17 protein-coding genes and 1 pseudogene are annotated in these 19,168 nt (G+C 70.5%); 12 read left to right on the forward strand and 6 right to left on the reverse strand.

Annotated elements, in window-relative coordinates; genetic code table 11:
• Positions 1–48: 48 nt before the first annotated feature.
• Positions 49–1,218, reverse strand: a complete 1,170-nt coding sequence (locus K7C20_RS11180; protein WP_030088739.1) for a steroid 3-ketoacyl-CoA thiolase — start codon at positions 1,216–1,218, stop codon at positions 49–51.
• A gap of 235 nt (positions 1,219–1,453) precedes the next feature.
• Here K7C20_RS11180 and K7C20_RS11185 point away from each other — a divergent pair, with 235 nt between their 5' ends.
• From K7C20_RS11185 to K7C20_RS11200, 4 genes are all read left to right on the forward strand, one after another.
• A complete protein-coding gene (locus K7C20_RS11185; RefSeq protein WP_030088741.1) occupies positions 1,454–2,686 on the forward strand; it encodes a cytochrome P450 in 1,233 nt (410 codons plus the stop codon).
• Between the two features lie 384 nt (positions 2,687–3,070).
• Complete coding sequence (locus tag K7C20_RS11190) at positions 3,071–3,691, forward strand: DUF6230 family protein (protein ID WP_030088743.1); 621 nt, start codon at positions 3,071–3,073, stop codon at positions 3,689–3,691.
• On the forward strand, positions 3,682–4,137 hold the full coding sequence (locus tag K7C20_RS11195; RefSeq protein ID WP_053208662.1) for a DUF6114 domain-containing protein: 456 nt from the start codon (positions 3,682–3,684) through the stop codon (positions 4,135–4,137). The genes K7C20_RS11190 and K7C20_RS11195 overlap by 10 nt, the downstream gene beginning before the upstream one ends.
• Positions 4,138–4,282: 145 nt before the next feature.
• Positions 4,283–4,981: a hypothetical protein gene (locus K7C20_RS11200; RefSeq protein WP_053208663.1), complete on the forward strand. Its 699-nt coding sequence runs from the start codon at positions 4,283–4,285 to the stop codon at positions 4,979–4,981.
• A 77-nt stretch (positions 4,982–5,058) separates the two neighbouring features.
• Here K7C20_RS11200 and K7C20_RS11205 read toward each other — a convergent pair whose 3' ends face one another.
• Complete coding sequence (locus tag K7C20_RS11205; protein WP_245170974.1) at positions 5,059–5,424, reverse strand: hypothetical protein; 366 nt, start codon at positions 5,422–5,424, stop codon at positions 5,059–5,061.
• Between the two features lie 116 nt (positions 5,425–5,540).
• Positions 5,541–7,175 (reverse strand): annotated as a pseudogene (gene ctaD / locus K7C20_RS11210) (aa3-type cytochrome oxidase subunit I); the annotation flags it as partial.
• A gap of 139 nt (positions 7,176–7,314) precedes the next feature.
• Between ctaD and K7C20_RS11215 the strand changes: the two are divergent.
• The 4 genes from K7C20_RS11215 to K7C20_RS11230 all read left to right on the forward strand — a co-directional run bounded on the left by K7C20_RS11215 (position 7,315) and on the right by K7C20_RS11230 (position 12,308).
• Entirely contained in the window at positions 7,315–7,920 is a 606-nt protein-coding gene (locus K7C20_RS11215) for an RNA polymerase sigma factor (protein ID WP_048829023.1), read from the forward strand.
• Positions 7,913–8,944, forward strand: coding sequence for a CU044_5270 family protein (locus tag K7C20_RS11220; protein WP_053208899.1), 1,032 nt, complete (start codon positions 7,913–7,915; stop codon positions 8,942–8,944). The genes K7C20_RS11215 and K7C20_RS11220 overlap by 8 nt, the downstream gene beginning before the upstream one ends.
• 512 nt (positions 8,945–9,456) lie before the next feature.
• Positions 9,457–10,968: a glycine betaine/L-proline transporter ProP gene (proP, locus tag K7C20_RS11225; RefSeq protein ID WP_048829024.1), complete on the forward strand. Its 1,512-nt coding sequence runs from the start codon at positions 9,457–9,459 to the stop codon at positions 10,966–10,968.
• 260 nt (positions 10,969–11,228) lie between these two features.
• A complete protein-coding gene (locus tag K7C20_RS11230; protein ID WP_030078215.1) occupies positions 11,229–12,308 on the forward strand; it encodes a DUF2330 domain-containing protein in 1,080 nt (359 codons plus the stop codon).
• A gap of 334 nt (positions 12,309–12,642) precedes the next feature.
• Here K7C20_RS11230 and K7C20_RS11235 read toward each other — a convergent pair whose 3' ends face one another.
• Positions 12,643–12,909 (reverse strand): hypothetical protein, encoded by a 267-nt coding sequence (locus tag K7C20_RS11235; protein ID WP_030078217.1) that lies wholly within the window; start codon positions 12,907–12,909, stop codon positions 12,643–12,645.
• Positions 12,910–13,111: 202 nt separating this feature from the next.
• Positions 13,112–13,963 (reverse strand): AraC family transcriptional regulator, encoded by an 852-nt coding sequence (locus K7C20_RS11240; RefSeq protein ID WP_030078219.1) that lies wholly within the window; start codon positions 13,961–13,963, stop codon positions 13,112–13,114.
• A 67-nt stretch (positions 13,964–14,030) separates the two neighbouring features.
• On the opposite strand from K7C20_RS11240, the gene K7C20_RS11245 reads away from it, so the two are divergent.
• The 3 genes from K7C20_RS11245 (at position 14,031) to K7C20_RS11255 (ending at position 15,512) form a co-directional block, all read left to right on the forward strand.
• Complete coding sequence (locus K7C20_RS11245; protein ID WP_078953025.1) at positions 14,031–14,513, forward strand: DUF2000 family protein; 483 nt, start codon at positions 14,031–14,033, stop codon at positions 14,511–14,513.
• A 61-nt stretch (positions 14,514–14,574) separates the two neighbouring features.
• A complete protein-coding gene (locus K7C20_RS11250; protein WP_030078223.1) occupies positions 14,575–14,907 on the forward strand; it encodes an antibiotic biosynthesis monooxygenase family protein in 333 nt (110 codons plus the stop codon).
• A 65-nt stretch (positions 14,908–14,972) separates the two neighbouring features.
• The gene (locus K7C20_RS11255) at positions 14,973–15,512 is read left to right on the forward strand and encodes a GNAT family N-acetyltransferase (RefSeq protein WP_053208898.1); all 540 of its coding nucleotides are present in this window, start codon (positions 14,973–14,975) and stop codon (positions 15,510–15,512) included.
• A gap of 177 nt (positions 15,513–15,689) precedes the next feature.
• Here the strand turns inward: K7C20_RS11255 and K7C20_RS11260 are convergent, their stop codons facing one another.
• The gene (locus K7C20_RS11260; protein ID WP_053208897.1) at positions 15,690–17,768 is read right to left on the reverse strand and encodes an MDR family MFS transporter; all 2,079 of its coding nucleotides are present in this window, start codon (positions 17,766–17,768) and stop codon (positions 15,690–15,692) included.
• Positions 17,769–18,001: 233 nt separating this feature from the next.
• Here K7C20_RS11260 and K7C20_RS38980 point away from each other — a divergent pair, with 233 nt between their 5' ends.
• Positions 18,002–19,144: a peptidoglycan-binding domain-containing protein gene (locus K7C20_RS38980; RefSeq protein ID WP_280921983.1), complete on the forward strand. Its 1,143-nt coding sequence runs from the start codon at positions 18,002–18,004 to the stop codon at positions 19,142–19,144.
• The last annotated feature ends 24 nt before the right edge of the window (positions 19,145–19,168 follow it).

Below are 19,168 nucleotides of genomic sequence, written 5' to 3' on the forward strand. Positions count from 1 at the left end.
CCGCCACAGCCGCTACAGCCGCTACAGCCGCTACAGCCGCTACAGCCGCTACAGCCGCTGGATGATCGTCCCCGTTGCCAGTGCCCCGCCCGCGCACATGGTGATCAGGGCGAATTCCTTGTCCCTGCGTTCGAGTTCATGGAGTGCGGTGGTGATCAGCCGGGCTCCGGTGGCGCCGACCGGATGACCCAGGGCGATCGCGCCGCCGTTCACATTCACCTTCTCCAGGTCCTGCTCGAAGACCTGCGCCCAGGAGAGGACGACGGCGGCGAAGGCTTCGTTGATCTCGACGAGATCGATGTCCTTGAGGGACATCCCGGCCTTGCCGAGCACGGCGCGGGTGGCGTCGATGGGACCGTCCAGGTGGAAGTGCGGATCGGAGCCGACCAGCGCCTGGGCCACGATGCGGGCCCGCGGCTTGAGTTTGAGGGCGCGTGCCATGCGCTTGGAGGCCCACATCACCGCGGCCGCGCCGTCGGAGATCTGCGAGGAGTTGCCCGCCGTGTGGACGGCGGTCGGCATCACGGGCTTGAGGCCGCCCAGCGCCTCCATGCTGGTGTCGCGCAGCCCTTCGTCGTGGTCGACCAGCCGCCACATGCCCTGGCCCGCGGCCTGTTCGTCCTCGGTGGTGGGGACCTGGACGGCGAAGGTCTCCCGTTTGAAGCGTTCCTCGGCCCAGGCGGTGGCCGCCCGCTCCTGTGAGATCAGGCCGAGCGAGTCGACGTTCTCGCGGGTCAGCCCCCGGTTGCGGGCGATGCGTTCGGCCGCTTCGAACTGGTTGGGCAGGTCGACGTTCCACTCGTCGGGCCAGGGCTTGCCGGGGCCGTGCTTGGAGCCGCTGCCGAGCGGCACCCGGGACATCGCCTCGACGCCGCACCCGATGCCGATGTCGATGACACCGCCCGCGATCATGTTGGCCAGCAGGTGATTGGCCTGCTGGGAGGAGCCGCACTGGCAGTCCACGGTGGTCGCGGCGGTCTCGTACGGCAGACCCATCGCCAGCCAGGCGTTGCGTGCGGGGTTCATGGACTGCTCACCGGCGTGGGTGACGGTGCCGCCGACGATCTGTTCGATGCAGTCGGGCTGGATGCCGGTACGGGCGAGGAGCTCGCGGTAGGTCTCGCCCAGGAGGTAGGCGGGGTGCAGATTGGCGAGCGCGCCTCCGCGCTTGCCGATGGGGGTGCGTACTGCTTCGACGATGACGGGTTCCGCGGCCATGACTGACTCGTCCTCTCCTCACGTCCGCGGGCGTCCCGGCACCCACGGAAGAAGAACTAGTACGCGTTCTAGTTCTACAAACAGTCTTATGAGCCGCTCCCCGGGGCGCAAGGGGCGTGCAACACCCTTGTCCGCAACGGGAGTCGCCACACCCCTTGCCTCTTGTAGAACTCGTTACTACCTTCACCGCGACCCATACCTGATGAGCCGTCAGACGAGGGACCAGGAGTCGCCGATGCCATGCCCCGCGTTGCCCGAAGGGTTCGACTTCACCGACCCCGACGTCTACCAGTCCCGCGTTCCGCTCCCCGAGTTCGCGCAGCTGCGGCAGACCGCGCCCGTGTGGTGGAACGCCCAGCCGCACGGCATTGCCGGCTTCGGCGACGACGGCTACTGGGTAGTCACCCGCCATCAGGACGTCAAGGAGGTGTCCACCAAACCGGACATCTTCTCCGCGAACCTCAACACCTCGATCATCCGCTTCAACGCCTCCATGACCCGCGACCAGATCGACGTACAGAAACTGATCATGCTGAACATGGACCCGCCCGAGCACACCAGGGTCCGCCAGATCGTGCAGCGCGGCTTCACCCCGCGCTCGATCCGCGCCCTGGAGGACGCGCTGCGCGACCGGGCGGCGCAGATCGTCGCCGAGGCCCGCCGGAAGGACTCCGGGGACTTCGTCACCGATGTCGCCTGCGAACTTCCCCTCCAGGCCATCGCGGAGCTCATCGGCATCCCCCAGGACGACCGGGCCCGGATCTTCGACTGGTCCAACAAGATGGTCGCCTACGACGATCCGGAACTGGCGATCACCGAAGAGGTCGGCGTCAACGCCGCCATGGAGCTGATCTCGTACGCGATGAACCTCGCCGCGGCACGCAAGCAATGCCCGGCCAAGGACATCGTCAGCCAGCTGGTGGCGGCGGAGCACGAGGGCAATCTCGGCTCCGACGAGTTCGGCTTCTTCGTGCTGCTGCTGGCGGTGGCCGGCAACGAGACCACGCGCAACGCCATCACCCACGGGATGCACGCCTTCCTCACCCACCCCGACCAGTGGGAGCTCTACAAGCGCGAGCGCCCCGGGACGGCGGCCGAGGAGATCGTGCGGTGGGCGACGCCCGTGGTCTCCTTCCAGCGCACCGCCACCCAGGACACCGAACTGGGCGGTGCGAAGATCAAGAAGGGCCAGCGGGTGGGGATCTTCTACTCCTCTGCCAACAACGACCCGGAGGTCTTCGACCGCCCCGAGGTCTTCGACATCACCCGCGACCCCAACCCCCACCTGGGGTTCGGCGGCGGCGGACCGCACTTCTGCCTCGGTAAGTCCCTTGCCGTCCTGGAGATCAACCTGATCTTCAACGCGCTGGCGGAGGTGACGCCCGGCATCTCCCTGGCGGGCGATCCGCGCCGGCTCCGCTCGGCCTGGCTCAACGGCGTCAAGGAGCTACAGGTTCACTACGGTTGACCGGCCGGACAGCCGGGCGGCCGGGCCGTCGCGTGGGGCACGGCGAGCGGCGAGCGGCCGCACGGCGAGCAGCGAACCGCGAGCGACCGCACGGCGAGCAACGCGCGGCGAAAGCCGGACCAGCGGTATGTCCGAAAACGGTTCCGCCGCCAACCTTGCCAGTTGTCATGGGCAGACTTACATTCAACTCGCCAGTAACAATCGGCAGTTCGGCATTTTCGCGCACAGCTCGGCGGCGCGCACCCCCGAGCCGCACGTTCTCCCCCATGTATGCACACGGCGGCTCCCCCGCGCGTCTTCAGTGCCACGCGCACCCTGCGCATCAGCACTCCCCCACACGTTTCGGCAGTGCGCTCCACCGCTCTTCGAAGGGGACATACCGTTATGAAGGACGCACACGGCAGACCTGTCACGGGACGCATCAGCTGGCGGAAGTTCGCCGTGCTGTCCGTCCCGGCTCTCGCCGGCACCGCGGCCCTGGGCATCGCCCTGGCCAACGGGGCGCTGGCGGCATCATTCGCCGTCTCGGGACAGCAGTTCAAGGTCTCCGCGGACAGCCTCACGGGCAAGGGATTCGCCCAGTACGGCGGTGTGGACGCGAACGCCAGGGGAGATCTCCTGCCGGTCGCCGTCACCGCCATCAAGACGGCCCAGCTGGACCATCTGTGCCAGTCGGTCGTCACCCACCTGCCGGTCATCGGCGACATCTCGCTCAACCTCAGCGCCGGAACGGGCAGCAAGCCCGTCGAGGCGAGTGATCTTTTCGTGGACGCCACCCAGCTCTCCGGCAATGCGTCCTTCCACAACATCGAGATCGGCCGGGACGCCTCCACCCTCGACAAGGGCCCGGACACCGCCCAGGGCATGCAGGACCTCTTCGCCCAGCAGGCCGATGACGTCAACATCAGCAATCTCCGGCAGACCGCCTGGGCGACCAACGCGGGAACCTTCAAACTGTCCGGCCTGAGCATGAAGATCTCCAAGGGCAAGAAGGAATGCTTCTGACCTGGCGGCGCTGGCGGCGGGGGCGGCCCTTCTGGGGCGGTCTGGCGGCCGTCATCGCCGGCGCCGAGATCTGCGCCATCCCCCTGGCGCCGCTGAAGATCATGCTGCAGCAGGGCATCGCCGGTATCCCGTCGGTGCTGATGGGGCTGGTGATGATCGTGATGGGGCTCTCGGCGTGGTTCGCGCCGCACTACCGGGGCCTCGCCGGTGTGCTCACCGTGCTGTGCGCGGCGGCCGCGCTGGTGATGTCCAACCTCGGCGGCTTTCTGATCGGCACCGTCATCGGGATTCTCGGCGGCTCGATGATCTTTGCCTGGCAGCCGGTCGTGCCCGCGGAACCCGAAACCGCAGCCACACCCGAGGCCGCCGCCGAGCCCGGCGCACCCGCACCCGCACCCGCACCCGCACCCGCACCCGCACCCGCACCCGCACCCAGCGAGCCGTAGCCGGCGGGCCGTAGTCCCTGCCGCCCGTCGCGCGGCGCCGCCCGTACGCGTACCCCCACACCCTCGTCCGCGTACGGGACCGAGCGCTGCCCGCACCACCCGCCGCACCACTCCTCCGGCACCACCCCTCATAAGGAGACCCACGATGACGATGACGCAGCCCGCCCGGCGTACGCCCCGTCAGCGCGCCTTACTCACCGCCGGCACCGGGATCGTCACGGCCCTCGGCCTGTCGCTCGCCATGACGACCGCGGCGACGGCACAGCCCGCCGGGACGCCGTCCGCCGCGGCGGCGGCCACGACCGTGAGCCCCGCTGGTCACGGCTTCACCGCCGCGCTCAGCGGCAAGGCCACCTTCAAGGCCGGTTCGGTGACCGTGACATGTGCGACCTCGTCCTCCAGCGGGCAGGTCCCCGACGCGCCCGGCAACCACAACCCGGACGGCCCGGTGAGCAGTTCCACCACCCCGGCGACCTACGGCTCCTGTACGACGAGCATGCCCGGTGTCAGCGCGACCGTCACCACGAGCGGTACCTGGGGCGTGGCCATGCAGAACGGGGCGCCGGTGACCGCCGGACTGACCATCCCCGTCGGCGGGTTCGTGCTCAAGACCAGCGGTCTTGCGTCCTGCACGGTGACCGCGGCGCCCACCTCGGCGGCGACGGTGAACGGCACCTGGACCAACGGCGCGCCGTCCACGCTCGCCTTCGCCAACGCGTCGGTCCCGGTGAAGGTGACAGGCGGTTTCGGCTGCCCGACCAGCTCGACCAGCTCGACGTTCAACGCCGCGTACCAGGTCAGCGACACCACCGACCCCGCGTCCCAGATCACCGTCACCGGCTGAGCGGTGGCCCCGCCACGGGTGACGGCCGCCGCGCGCGGGCGTCACCCGTTCCCCGTCCCGTGGTGGGCCGTTGGCCTTCAGCGCGCGGTCAGGCCGATGGCCGCCATGGCCAGCAGCACGGCAACGGCCACCGAGCCGCTCAGGAGTCCGGTGACCAGCCGTCGCCGCAGGGCCCGGTAGACGCCTTCGTATTCGGTCCGCAGAGTGGCGCTGCGGACCGCGATGCGCTCCAGATAGGCCCGCGAGGCGTCACGCTGGTCCTGGCAGTAGCGCAGCTCCACGTCCCGCCGCTGGGAATGGGTGAGCCAGGGCAGACCGGCACAGAAGGCCTGTGCGCGGGTGCGGGCCCGGTCCTTCTCCGCCTCCCAGAGGAGAAATCCCTCGATCTCGTTGATGGCCTGGTCATGGTCGTGGTCCTGGTCCTGGTCCTGGTCCATCCACATGTCGGTACTCCTCCCCCTTCTTGTATCGGTTCCGATTTCCCCGCCCCTCCGCATTTCCCCGGCCGTCCCCATCCCCTTACCCCTCCGCATTCCTTCGCCGCGGCGCCTGCCCTCGCTCATGTGCGCGCTCCGATTCCGGTGGCCGACGCGTCCTCGGTATTCGCCGGGGCCTCGATTCCGCGGGCGATCTCCGGGTGGTGCAGGTCGAACGCCGGGGATTCGGAGCGAATACGCGGCAGGGTGCGGAAGTTGTGCCGCGGCGGCGGGCAGGACGTCGCCCACTCCAGCGAGCGGCCGTAGCCCCACGGGTCGTCGACCTCGATCTTCTCGCCGTACTTCGCCGTCTTCCAGACGTTGTAGAAGAACGGCAGGAGGGAGAGCCCGAGGAGGAAGGAGAAGATGCTGGAGATGGTGTTCAGGGCGGTGAAGCCGTCGGCCGCGAGGTAGTCGGGAATGCGGCGGATCATACCTTCGGCGCCCAGCCAGTGCTGGACGAGGAAGGTGCCGTGGAAGCCCACGAACAGCGTCCAGAAAGTGATCTTGCCGAGCCGCTCGTCCAGCATCTTGCCGGTGAACTTCGGCCACCAGAAGTGGAAGCCGGCGAACATCGCGAAGACGACCGTGCCGAAGACCACGTAGTGGAAGTGCGCCACGACGAAGTACGAGTCGGACACATGGAAGTCCATCGGCGGCGAGGCCAGGATGACACCGGTCAGACCACCGAACGTGAAGGTGATCAGGAACCCGATCGTCCACAGCATCGGCGTCTCGAAGGACAGCGAGCCCTTCCACATCGTGCCGATCCAGTTGAAGAACTTCACACCGGTCGGCACCGCGATCAGGAACGTCATGAACGAGAAGAACGGCAACAGCACGCCGCCCGTCACATACATGTGGTGCGCCCACACCGTGACCGAAAGACCGGCAATCGAAATCGTCGCCGCAATCAGACCGATGTAACCGAACATCGGCTTCCGGGAGAACACCGGAATGACCTCGGAAATGATGCCGAAGAACGGCAGCGCGATGATGTACACCTCTGGATGGCCGAAGAACCAGAAGAGATGCTGCCAGAGCAACGCCCCGCCATTTGCCGCATCGAAGACATGCGCACCGAATTTACGGTCCGCCTCCAGCGCGAACAGCGCCGCCGCCAGCACCGGGAAGGCCAGCAGCACCAGCACACCGGTCAGCAGCACGTTCCAGGTGAAGATCGGCATCCGGAACATCGTCATGCCGGGCGCCCGCATGCAGATGATCGTCGTGATGAAGTTGACCGAACCGAGGATCGTGCCGAAACCCGAGAAGGCCAGACCCATGATCCACATATCGGCACCGATACCGGGGGAACGCACGGAATCGGAGAGCGGCGCATACGCGAACCAGCCGAAGTCCGCCGCCCCTTGAGGCGTCAGAAACCCGCCCACCGCAATCAGCGAACCGAAGAGATAGAGCCAGTAGGCGAACATGTTCAGCCGGGGAAAGGCCACGTCGGGCGCGCCGATCTGCAACGGCATGATCCAGTTCGCGAAACCGGCGAACAGCGGCGTCGCGAACATCAGCAGCATGATCGTGCCGTGCATCGTGAACGCCTGGTTGAACTGCTCGTTCGACATGATCTGGTGGCCGGGGCGGGCCAGTTCGGCGCGCATCAGCAGGGCCATCACTCCGCCGAGGCAGAAGAAGGCGAACGCGGTGACCAGGTAGAGCGTGCCGATCGTCTTGTGGTCGGTGGTCGTCAGCCACTTCACGGGAAACGTCATGCCCGGTAGGTGTCCGGAGCCGCCACGAACGTCACCGCCGGCGAGGGAAAACAGGCCCTGCCAACCGGTGGCAAGTCTCACCCCGGCAGGGTGTGAAGATCGGGGCCATGCCGGACACCAACGGTTCATGAGCACGGACGACGCCTTCGCCGAGGCCTATCGCGCGCACTACTGGGCGGTCAGCCGCTTTGTGGCGCGGCGGCTGGACGGGCAGGCCCACGAGGTCGAGGAAGTGGTGGCGGAGGTCTTCTCCATAGCCTGGAGACGCCGCACCGAGCTCCCCGACGCGCCGCTGCCCTGGCTGTACGGGGTGGCACGGAACTGTCTGGCCAATACGGTGCGGGGGCTGGGCCGCTACCGGCGGCTGCTGCACCGGCTCGGCAATCACGAGGCGGCGCAGCAGCGGCAGTCCGTGGACAGCCCGGACGCGGAGCCGCCCGGCTCCTGGGTGCACGACGCTTTGGCCCGGCTCTCCCCCGCCGACCAGGAGGTGCTGCGGCTGACGGCCTGGGAGGAACTCACCATCGAGGAGCTGGCGGTGACCCTCGGGTGCGGTCGGAGCGCGGCGGCCATGCGGCTGCACCGGGCGCGCGGCCGGCTCCGTACGCAGATCGAGCGGATGCGGCCGCGCGGCGATATCCGGCCACCCGATGCGCACCCGCCGCAGTCCGATCCGCCCCGAGCTTTCCCCCACCCCGTACCGACCCGAGCGGGAGGCCGCCGCCATGACTGAGGAACTGGAGCTGCTGCGGCAGGCCGACCCCGTCTCCGCCGACGAGGGGCCCTGGCGCGACCGTCCGCTGACCGCGCGGGCCGAGGCCCGTCTGGAGGCGTTGACGTCCGACGCCGTCCCCGTCAGCCGTCCGCGTCCGGTGCGCCGGCGCCGTCTGGTGATGGGCCTGACCGCCGCGTCGCTGGCCGGCGCCGCCGCTTTGGCGCTCACCTTTTCCGGCGCCGGCAGCAGCCCCGCCGTCGCCGCGCCCGTGGCCCTCCCGCTGCACGCCGATGCGCCGTCCGTCTCGCTGGACGTCCTCGCCCGCAGGGCGGAGGCCAGGGCGCGCACGGCCGGTGCCGCGGACGGCCCGCTCCGGGGCAGCCATCTCCAGAGCTGGTACATGAGCATGGAGTCGGGCCCGGACGCCGCGCCGCCCGTCACCGTGCCCGAGGAACGCATCACCCACTGGAACGACGACGGCAGCGGCTCGGAGCTGGTCGTGGCCACCGACCCGCGGCATCCGGGCCGCCCGGTGATCCACGACAACGACGGGCACTGGCAGACCGTCAGTGACGGGAAGGTCCTGCACCGGAAGACCTATCCGGCGGGCTCGGAAGCCCAGCACAGCGGCCTCGCCTCCCGTACGAGGCCGTCGACCGACCCCGCGGCGCTGCGCGAACAGCTGTCGTGGCTGTACGGCGGGCCGGGCGGCACCCGCACGACCCCGCAGCTCCTGTCGGCGCTCTCCTCCTTCCGCCAGGAGTGGACCCCGGGCCCGCGGGAGACGGCCGCCGTCGTCCGGATGCTGGCCGATGCGGGCGGACTGCGGCAGGCGGGCGTGGTCACCGACCGGCTGGGCCGGCGCGGGCAGGCCTATGTGTACGACGGCCCCGACGGCGCCACGAACTCCACCCGCCAGATGGTGATCTTCGATCCGCGCACCGGCGAACTCCTGGGGCTGGAGGTGACCTTCGCCAAGGACGAGCCGGAGTTCAAGATCAAGTCGGGGGAGGTGATGTCGTACGAGGCGTGGATGCCGTGAGGCGGCGGAGGGTCGCGAGCCCGGTCGGCTGATGCCCCCACGGCCCGGCCGGGCCCCGCCCCGCGCGCCCGCCCCGAGTGGCGGGGCGGGCGGCCATGGCTGATCCTTGAGGGAACGCGACGATCCACATCGGCGCGGCGGTCAGGATTGTGCCGCCGCGCCGTTTCGCGTCCCGGGCCGCGCCCTGCCGCGGCGCTCCCGCCTCCGGGCCGCCCCACGGCGCCCCCAGCACCCAGGCCCCGTGACACACCTCACAATCGTCCGACGGTTGCAGCGGATCACCGCGATATGGATCACAGACATAAGTGCCGTGGATTGCTTCGCGAAAGGGCGTTTCCCCTGCAAGGAGCGGGTATACGGCCACCTGCGCGGTCGACCGCGCACTGTCCGTGATGATCCGGTCTGCCCCTATGGTCGACCTTTGCCCGCCGCCGCATGGCGGGCCGCGGCCCGCCACCCCATGGCGGGCGAAGTCATGTTGTCGTCCAAAGAGAGCGCAGGCGAGCGAACACGTGCCGACGCATTCCCCCGTCGCACCCGGGCCCCGTCATCCCGTCGGCAGCCGTGCCGATACCGCACCCGGTCCCCAGGAGGACCGGAAGGCGGATCCGGCATACGAGACATCGGGCGAGGTGACCGTCGTCGACCCCGCGATGGTCAAACGCGCCGTGTCGGCGGCCGCGCTCGGCAATGCGATGGAGTGGTTCGACTTCGGCGTGTACAGCTACATCGCGGTCACCCTCGGACATGTCTTCTTCCCGTCCGGGAATCCGACCGCGCAGTTGCTGTCGACGTTCGGAGCGTTCGCGGCGGCGTTCCTGGTACGCCCCATCGGCGGCATGGTGTTCGGGCCGCTCGGTGACCGGATCGGCCGGCAGAAGATCCTCGCGATCACCATGATCATGATGGCGGCGGGCACCTTCGCCATCGGCCTGATCCCGTCCTACGCCTCCATCGGCGTCGGGGCGCCCATCCTGCTGCTCGCCGCCCGCCTGGTACAGGGCTTCTCCACCGGTGGCGAATACGGCGGCGCCTCCACCTTCATCGCCGAGTACGCGCCCGACAAGAAGCGCGGATTCCTCGGCAGCTGGCTGGAGTTCGGCACCCTGGCCGGTTACGTCGGCGGCGCCGGCCTGGTCACGCTGATGACCGCGCTGCTGTCCACCGAGGACCTGAACTCCTGGGGCTGGCGCATCCCGTTCCTGATCGCCGGACCGATGGGCATCATCGGCCTCTACCTGCGGATGCGGCTCGAAGAGACCCCGGCCTTCGCCCAGTTGGAGAAGGAGGCGCGGACGAAGGAGAAGGCGCGCCGCGAGGTCGAGAAGCGGATCGGCGTCCGCGAGATGATCTTCGGTCAGTGGCGGTCGCTGCTGCTGTGCGTCGGACTGGTCCTGGTCTTCAACGTCACCGACTACATGCTGCTGTCGTACATGCCGAGCTATCTGACCTCGGAGCTGAAGTACGACGAGACGCACGGGCTGCTGGTCGTGCTGGCGGTGATGGTCCTGATGATGGGCGTCCAGCCGTTCGCGGGCCGGCTCACCGACCGCTTCGGCCGCCGCCCGGTCATCGCCGCGGGCTGCCTCGGCTTCCTGGTGCTCTCCGTCCCCGCCCTGCTGCTGATCCGGCAGGGGTCGCTGGTGGCCATCGCGCTCGGCATGGCCGCGCTCGGACTGCTGCTGGTCACCTTCACCTCGTCGATGCCGTCCACGCTGCCCGCGCTGTTCCCGACCAAGGTCCGCTACGGCTCCCTGTCGATCGGCTTCAACGTCTCCGTGTCGCTCTTCGGCGGTACGACGCCGCTGGTGGTCACGGCCCTGATCGGCGCGACCGGCAACAAGATGATGCCCGCCTACTACATGATGGCGGCGGCCGTGATCGGCGGCATCGCCGTCCTGCTGATGTCGGAGAGCGCCCGCAAGCCGCTGCCCGGCTCCCCGCCGGCCGTCGAGACCGAGGCGGAGGCGCGCGAGATCCGCAGTGCGGCCCGCCGTCCGGCCACGGCCGACTCGGCTGCCTGACGCGCAGCACTCCCTTGGGCACACGAGGGCCCGGCCGGATATTTCCGGCCGGGCCCTCGGCGTTCTTCCCTGGCACGGCGCGGAGTTCAGGGGGGTCACGGCCGGGCGGAACCAGCCGTACCGCCGTCGCCGTCTGTGTCGCTGCCGGCCACGTGGAGCGGCGAGTGCTGATCGGGGGACGAATGAGGGGCAGGGGGACGGACGCGGCTGCCGCGGTGCGTGCCACTACGGGGCGGCGCCGGGCGCTGCTGGTGGTGCTGATGCTGCTGGCCGTGCAGCTGGTGTCGCTGGCCAGGCCGGCGTACGCCTGTGGTTGCGGTGCCATGGTGCACGACCCGAAGACGACCATGGCGGTGAACCGCGAGACCTCGGTGGTGCACTGGGACGGGAAGTCCGAGCAGATCGTCATGAGCCTGACGGTGGACGGCACGGCGCCGGACGTCGCGTGGATCATGCCGGTCCCGCACCGGGCCACGGTGCGGCTCGGCGACCGCGAGCTGTTCGACCGGCTCACCACTCTGACCGCACCGGTCGTCGAGGAGCGCCACTACTTCTGGCCGCGCAGCGGCGACTGGCCGTTCGGGGGGACGTACGACGGCGCCGCGGCGCCCCCTCCCGGCGCCCGTGGCCCGGGAGTCGGCGTGGTCGGCCGTGAGCGCCTGGGGCCCTTCGACGTCGCCCGGCTGACCGCCACCGACCCGGCGGCGTTGCGCAACTGGCTCAAATCCCATGGTTTCCAGCTCCCCGCCTCCCTTGCTAGCGCACTGCGCCCGTATGTGCAGCAGCGATGGGAGTACGTGGCCATCCGGCTCGCCCCGGCCGAAGCCCACCGCCCGCTGTCGGGGGCCCTCGAACCGTTGCGGCTGTCCTTCGCCAGCGACCAGCTCATCTACCCCATGCGGCTCTCCCGCCTCGCCAAGACACCGCAGTCGCTGGGTCTTTACGTGCTCGCACCCCATCGGATGGAGCCGCGCAGCGCCATCGGCGGGACGAGGCCGGAGGTCTTCTTCGCGGGACGGATCACACCCGAGGGGGCGCTGCGTGACCTCAGCGGCCCGCGCCGGACGTTCCTGACCGCCATCGACCAGCGTTTCCCGCAGCCCCATCGCATCACCGGCGACCACGAACTCCTCCGCACCGCCGGGGACACCCCGTACCAGCGGATCACTTACACGGATGCGCTGCTGGTGGTGGGCGGTGTCCCGGCCTGGCTACTCGCGGCCGGCGGACTCCAGGTGCTGCTGCTCGCGGCTGCCGCGCTGCTGATCGGGCTGCGCGGACGCCGGTCCCCTGGCGCCCCGCGGCCTGCTGCGGGGCGGGTGCCGCCGCCGCTGGGGTGACGGGGCCGGCGTACGTGCTCACGGGTAGCGCGTCCCCGGACCTCATGGCGACACCGGCCGTCCCGCGCCTGGGGCGCTGCGGTATCCGGCCAGTGGCCTTGCGCTGTCGGCCTGCTGACATGACGTGACGCGCATGAGGTGCGCCTGACAAACAGGCGGACGGCAGACGGCAACACGGCACCGCCATGGCTTCGCTCATCGCCGGGCACGGGCATGGTCCCGGGGGCCCCGGGGCGTGAAGGACCTGGCCCCGACGCCAAGATCCTTCCCGTGGGCATGGACTTCCCGGACGAGGACGAGGAGGCAGAGTTCAGCGGGCACGAAGAGACGATTCCTACGCCAAACCGCTGAGGTACGCCGTGGACCACGGCGCGAAGGTGGTGAACATGTCCTTCGAGACGGGGTACACCGAGCCCTCGGCATCGTTGCCGGTGCGGTGGTCGTTCTCGTCGTCATCCTGGTGGTGCTCCTGCTGGTCGCGAAGAAGAACCGCCGTCAGGGCCCGCCCCCGGGGAATTCCGGTGGCTACGGCGGCCCCGGCGGATTTGTGCCGCAGCCGCGCGGTCCCTACCAACAGCAGCCCGGCGCACCGGGTTTCCACCCGCCGGGCCCCTACCAGCAGCAGTCCAGCGCCCCCGGTCCGTACCCGCCGGCGTCGCCCCCTCAGCCGCCAGCCCGGTAAACGCGCTGCCGTAGCAGGCTGTCGTAGCACGCTGCCGTAGCAGAGGGTGGCACCGGGGAGGGTGGCACCGCGGAGGGCCAGAGGGAGACACGCGGCGCGGACCGGGCCGGACGCGCCCGTGTCAGACCCGCGCACCGGCCCGGCGGAACGCCCCCGGTGTGACGCCGAAGCAGCGCACGAACCAGCGGTGGAAGTGCGCCTGGTCGGCGAAGCCCGCCTCGGTGGCGGCTTCGGACGTGGCACGGCCGTCGACGAGGAGGGCGCGGGCGCGGCGCAGCCTCAGCAGCCGCTGGAAGTCGCTGGGCGCCATGCCGTACTCGGCCCGGAACGCCCGGTAGAGCGCGAAGCGGCTGCACCCCGCGGCATCGGCGAGTTCCTGGGCGGTCAGCGGCTGGTCGTAGGCCGCCCTGAGCAGATCGCGCACCCGGCGGGCCGCCCCGGCCTGTGCGCCCACGGGCAGTTCGCGCAGCCCGGCACTCGCGACGCCGCGGGACGCATTGCGCCGCACCATGGCTTCGACGGCCGCGGTGAGCCGCTCCTCCCGTACGAGAGGATCCGCCCCGCCGACGAGCGCCGGATGCAGTCTGCGCAGGGCGCGGGCCAGCACCGGATCGTCGACCACCGGGCGGTCGAACAGCGGCATGGCGCCCCGGCCGTCGGTCACATCGTCGAGCACGGCGCGTACGACGTCCGGGCCGATGTGCATGATCCGGTAGGTGAAGCCGAGTTCGACGGCGGACTCCCCGTCGTGCGGGTCGTCCGGGTTGAACGCCATCACCATGCCGGCGGCGCTGGTGTGGCCCGCACCGCGGCAGGTGAAGCGCTGGGCGCCGGTCTCCGTCACGGCGAACGAATAGGCGTCATGGCTGTGCGGGTGGAAGACATGCCGGACGAAGTGCGCGTGCATCGCCTCCAGGGGCCGGTCCGGATCGCGCCAGTACCGCGCCCAGTCCCCGTCCTGCTGCCTGCTCATCACCCCAGTCTGCCGCGCCGCACCAGCGTTCAATACGGCAGTCCGGATGCCGGACGAGACTCCCCTTATGACGACTGCACCAACTGCACCGACTGCACCGACCGCACCGACCGCACCCCCCTGCACGGCCCCGGCCGCGCCCCGCTTCGACACCAAGATCGCCGTGATCGTCCGGGACGACCTCGCCGTCTGGCAGAAGCTGAACGTCACCGCCTTCCTCGCGAGCGGCATCGCACACGCCTCCGGCGACATCATGGGCAAGCGCTACGAGGACGCCTGCGGACACGACTATCTGGCGCTGTTCCGGGAGCCGGTGCTGTGCTACACCGCCGGTGCCGGGGCGCTGACCCGTACGCACGCCCGTGCGCTCAGCCGTGCCGTGCCGACCGCGCTGTACACCGCCGACATGTTCACGACGGGGAACGACGACGACAACCGGGCGGCGGTGCGGGCGGTGACCGCCGACGGCCTCGATCTGGTGGGACTCGCCGTATACGGACCGCGCGGCATCGTCGACAAAATCACCAAGGGGCTGAAGCTGCACGGCTGAGCGGCCGTGCCGTCCGGCCCTGGCCCGCGCCCCTTTCGCACCATGCGGCACGATGGGCGGTATGAGCATCGTGAAGATCAATGTACTGTCCGTGCCCGCCGAGCAGCGTGAGGTCCTGGAGAAGCGCTTCGCGTCCCGTGCCGGCACGGTGGACTCCTCGGACGGCTTCGAGTGGTTCGAGCTGCTGCGCCCCGTGGAGGGCACCGACCAGTACCTCGTCTACACCCGGTGGCGGGACGAGGAGTCGTTCCAGGCGTGGATGGAGGGCCCGATGAAGGCCGCGCACCAGCAGGGCGGCGCCGCCGAGGGCGGCGAGCGTCCCAAGCCCGCCGCCTCTGGTTCCACCCTGTGGTCCTTCGAGGTGGTGCAGCAGGCCGGGCCGAAGCAGGGCTGACCACCCTCGGCGGCGTCACTCAAATCCGTTGCGCCGCGCGCCACCCCGGCCGCGACAATGACGCCATGAGTGATGCCGCCACCCTCCGTCTCCCCTGGACCGTCGCCGCCGAGCCGGTCGGCTCGCCGGACGCCGAAGCGCTGCTGCGCGAGTACTACACCGAGGTGGCCGACCGCTACTTCACGCTGCACGAGGGCCGCCGCTCGACACCGGAGGAGATCGACGAGGGGGTGGCGGAGTACCCCAGCGCCGATCTGACGCCGCCGAACGGCGTGCTGCTGGTGGCCCGCCACGGCGAGGTGGTGGCGGGCTGTGTCGGGGTGCGGCTACTGGACGCACGGACCGCGGAGCTCAAGCAGATGTACGTACGGGCCGGCCGGCGCGGCCGGGGCGGTGCGGGCGCGCTGCTCACGGCCGCCGAGCGGGCCGCGGCACAGCTGGGCGCCGAACGGGTCCGGCTCGACACCCGGCTGGATCTGGTGGAGGCCGTCGCGCTCTACCGGCGGCACGGCTTCACGGAGATCGACCCGTACCACGAAGACCCTTACGCGGAGATCTACTTCGAGAAGCGGCTGGACGCGGACAAGGGCCCGTTGACCGGCTGACCGGCCCGGCATCTGCCCACCGGGCGTATGCAGTTCACGACCGTGGTCAGTTCACGACCGTGGTCAGCTCACGACCGTGGTCAGCTCACGACCGTGGTCAGCTCACCACCTCGGTCATCACCACCGCGGCCCTCATCACCACCTCGGTCATCACCACCGCGGCCCTCACCACCACACTCACTTCGCCAGATCCGGCGGCTGTGGCGCTGGCGGATGGGTGCGCGGCAACTGCCGGCGGGCGTCGCCGTTGTGCGGCTCCTCCGCGTCCGAGCCGCACAGTTCCGCCGTCAGCTCCCGGACGAGTTCGGTGAGGTCGGTGGGCCGGTCCCCGGTCCACCAGTCGCCCAGCATCTCCGCGAGCGACTGCTGGCGGGCCGCCGCGAGCCGGTCGGCGGTCTCCCGGCCGCGGTCGGTGAGCCGCAGCAGCAGCCCGTCACGGGTGGCGAGTCCGCGTTCCTCGATCTGGCGGATGCTCTCGGCGATCACGCCGAGCGGCACCGTGCTGCGTTCGGCGAGCAGCGCCGGTTCCACCGCGCGGTGGCGGTGGATGCGCAGGATCAGCCAGCCGGCGGCCGGTCTGAGGTCCAGTCCGGCCCGTGCGGTGATCTTCTCGTAGATGTGCTTACGGCCTTCCCTGCTGCCGAGTTTGGACAGCGCGCGGGCGCATTCGTCGCGCGAGGACCGTTCGACGGGGTTGGAGGAGAGCACCTCGCTGGTGTCGGGGGCGGTGACGCTGCTGCGCAGTGGCTCCTCCCTGAGGAACCAGGCCAGGGCGAACGCGATCAGGACGACCGGGACGGCGTAGAGGAAGACATCGGTGATCGAGACCGCGTAGGCGTCGAGGACCCCGGCCGCCTGCCCGGCCGGCAGCCGGGCGACGGTCCGCGGGTCCTCGGCGATCGTGGACGGGGCGATGCCCGGTGGCAGTTGCGCCCCGGAGAGCGCCTCGGCGATCCGCGGACGGAGGTGGTTGGTGAAGATCGTGCCGAAGATGGACACGCCGAACGAGCCGCCGATGGAGCGGAAGAACGTGGCGCCGGAGGTGGCGACACCCAGGTCCTGGTAGGCGACGGAGTTCTGCGCGATGAGCACCAGCACCTGCATGACCAGGCCGAGTCCGAAGCCGAAGACGAAGAAGTAGGCGCTCATCTCGGCGAAGCTGCTGGACCGGTCGAGCTGGTGCAGAAGCAGCAGGCCGAGGGCCACGACGCCGGTGCCGGCGATCGGGAAGGCCTTGTAGTGGCCGGTGCGGCTGACGATCTGCCCGGAGCCCGTGGAGGCCAGCAGCATGCCGGCCACCATGGGCAGCATGTGGACCCCGGACAGGGTCGGGGAAACCCCCTGCACGACCTGTAGGAACGTCGGCAGGTACGTCATCGATCCGAACATCGCGAAGCCGACGATGAAGCCGATGACGGAGGTCAGTGTGAAGCTGCGGCTCCGGAACAGGCGCAGCGGCAGGACGGGTTCGGCGGCCCGGCTCTCGACGGCGAGGAACGCGCCCAGCAGCACGACGCCGAGCACACCGCATCCCACGATCTGCCAGGAGCCCCAGGGGTAGCTGACGCCGCCGAGCGAGGTCATCAGGACGAAGCAGGCGGCGACCGCGGCGATCAAGGCGGTGCCCAGGTAGTCGATCCGGTGCCGGGTGCGGCGGCGCGGAATGTGCAGCACGGCGGCGATGACGGCGAGCGCGACGATGCCGACGGGGATGTTGATGTAGAACACCCAGCGCCAGCTGAGGTGGTCCACGAACAGCCCGCCGAGCAGCGGGCCGAGGACGCTCGCACCGCCGAAGACGCCACCGAACAGCCCCTGGTACTTCCCGCGTTCGCGGGGCGGCACGATATCGCCGACGATCGCGATCGACAGCACGATCAGACCGCCGCCGCCCAGCCCCTGGAGGGCCCGGAAGGCGATGAGCTCCCCCATGTTCTGCGCGACACCGCACAGCACCGAGCCGATCAGGAAGATCACGATGGCGGTCTGGAACAGCTTCTTGCGGCCGTACTGGTCACCGAGCTTGCCCCACAGGGGCGTCGCGGCCGTCGCGGCCAGGAGGTAGGCGGTGACCACCCAGGAGAGGTGGTCCAGGCCGCCGAGCTCGCTGACGATCGTGGGCAGTGCGGTGGCAACGATGGTCTGGTCGAGCGCCGCGAGGAGCAGGCCGAGCAACAGCGCGCCGATCGCGACGAGGACCGTCCGCCGGGACCGGTCCTCGCCAGGGACGGCAGGAGCGCTGGTGTCCTGCGCCATGAGCTCTCCCTCTGTGTTCCGCCAGGCCGCCCTTTCCGTGGTGGACCGCCGTTCGGGCTTCTTCCATCCTGGGCGGTTCGGCCGGATATGGCCCGCCGAACGGCGTCCGGTATCCGGGGCCGTTCAGGGGACACCCGGGGCCTGCCGTACGGATGTGTTCGAGTGCCTGCGCGAACGGGTGCGGCCTCTGGATAATCGCTGCCGGTTCGAGGCCTCCAGGGAGGGGACCGCTCGTGACGGCACGGACATGCCCGCACTGCTCCGCCCCCGTACGCGGCGGCGGTCACCCCACCTGCCTGTGTGCGGCGGTCGACGCGGAGGACTTTGACCCGCTGCGCATTCGGCCGTACGTGTCACTGCCGGACGAGGACGAGGACGACGCCGAGGACGGCGACTCGGGCGGCACCACGTACGACGACGGTCCGGGCGGCACCGCGTACGACGACGGGAGGGGCTGGCCCTCCCTCAGCGGGGGTGACCGGCTGGAGGACTTACCCGGGGTGGACGCGGCCGTGCACCGAGCCGACGCACCCTCACCCGCGGACACCCCCTCCCCCGCCCGCGATTCCGCCACCGGACCGCTCCCCTTGTCCGCCCCGTCGGACACCGCGGCCCCGCCGTCCGCCTCTACCGCCTCCGCCGACTTCAGCTCCGGCTCCGGCTCCGGCTCCGGCTCCGGGCCGCCCCCGCTGCCCCGTGCGCGCCGCCGCCCCGGCCCGGCCTCCCGGACGTTCCGCGCGTCGGAGGGGGAGGAGTCCGCCGGCCCCTTGCTCCGGCCCCGTCGCCGTCCGCGCGCGTTACCGGCCGTACTGGCGGCCGCCGGAGCCGCGGTGGCCGCCGCCGCGGTCCTGATCACCACCGATGCGCTGTCCGGCGGCACCCACGACCGGGCGGCGCCGCCCGACCGCGGCACCGTCTCCCCCAGCGCCGGGTTTCCCACCGACGGCGCGGCCGCCCCCACCCGGAGCGCCGCCGCTCCCTCCCGCTCCGCGACCCGCTCACCGTCACCGGACGCGACCGGCTTGCACTCCCCCACGGCCACCGTGCAGCGCTACCGCACCACGAGCCCCCCTCCCCCCGCTCCCACCCGGGCCTCCGGCAGCGTCACGGACTCCCCCGGCAGCCACGGCCCCAGCGCCCCGCCCACGGGGCCGATCGTGCTGCGCGAGGGAGCCGACGGCCCGGAGGTGGCGGAGTTACAGGGACGGCTGCGCCAACTGGCCGTCTATACAGGCCCGGACGACGGCCACTACGGCACGGAGGTACGGGCCGCCGTATCCCGCTACCAGCAGGCTTACGGGGTGACGGGCGACCCCGACGGCGTCTACGGCGCGCGGACCAGGGCGTCCCTGGAGTCCCGCACCCACGAGCCGTAGGGGCTGCCCGGCGGGCCGGGGCCG

The sequence above is a fragment of the Streptomyces decoyicus genome, from assembly GCF_019880305.1.
Classification (GTDB): Bacteria; Actinomycetota; Actinomycetes; order Streptomycetales; family Streptomycetaceae; genus Streptomyces; species Streptomyces decoyicus.

What these genes read in the sequence shown, in the direction of transcription:
- K7C20_RS11195 (WP_053208662.1), top strand. Translation starts at nt 3,682, where the DNA reads ATGCTTCTGACCTGGCGGCGCTGGCGGCGGGGGCGGCCCTTCTGGGGC.
- K7C20_RS11190 (WP_030088743.1), top strand. Translation starts at nt 3,071, where the DNA reads ATGAAGGACGCACACGGCAGACCTGTCACGGGACGCATCAGCTGGCGG.
- K7C20_RS11215 (WP_048829023.1), top strand. Translation starts at nt 7,315, where the DNA reads ATGAGCACGGACGACGCCTTCGCCGAGGCCTATCGCGCGCACTACTGG.
- K7C20_RS11185 (WP_030088741.1), top strand. Translation starts at nt 1,454, where the DNA reads ATGCCATGCCCCGCGTTGCCCGAAGGGTTCGACTTCACCGACCCCGAC.
- K7C20_RS11220 (WP_053208899.1), top strand. Translation starts at nt 7,913, where the DNA reads ATGACTGAGGAACTGGAGCTGCTGCGGCAGGCCGACCCCGTCTCCGCC.
- K7C20_RS11245 (WP_078953025.1), top strand. Translation starts at nt 14,031, where the DNA reads ATGACGACTGCACCAACTGCACCGACTGCACCGACCGCACCGACCGCA.
- K7C20_RS11230 (WP_030078215.1), top strand. Translation starts at nt 11,229, where the DNA reads ATGCTGCTGGCCGTGCAGCTGGTGTCGCTGGCCAGGCCGGCGTACGCC.
- K7C20_RS11250 (WP_030078223.1), top strand. Translation starts at nt 14,575, where the DNA reads ATGAGCATCGTGAAGATCAATGTACTGTCCGTGCCCGCCGAGCAGCGT.
- K7C20_RS11255 (WP_053208898.1), top strand. Translation starts at nt 14,973, where the DNA reads ATGAGTGATGCCGCCACCCTCCGTCTCCCCTGGACCGTCGCCGCCGAG.
- K7C20_RS11240 (WP_030078219.1), bottom strand. Translation starts at nt 13,963, where the DNA reads ATGAGCAGGCAGCAGGACGGGGACTGGGCGCGGTACTGGCGCGATCCG.
- K7C20_RS11180 (WP_030088739.1), bottom strand. Translation starts at nt 1,218, where the DNA reads ATGGCCGCGGAACCCGTCATCGTCGAAGCAGTACGCACCCCCATCGGC.
- K7C20_RS11205 (WP_245170974.1), bottom strand. Translation starts at nt 5,424, where the DNA reads ATGTGGATGGACCAGGACCAGGACCAGGACCACGACCATGACCAGGCC.
- K7C20_RS11260 (WP_053208897.1), bottom strand. Translation starts at nt 17,768, where the DNA reads ATGGCGCAGGACACCAGCGCTCCTGCCGTCCCTGGCGAGGACCGGTCC.
- K7C20_RS11200 (WP_053208663.1), top strand. Translation starts at nt 4,283, where the DNA reads ATGACGATGACGCAGCCCGCCCGGCGTACGCCCCGTCAGCGCGCCTTA.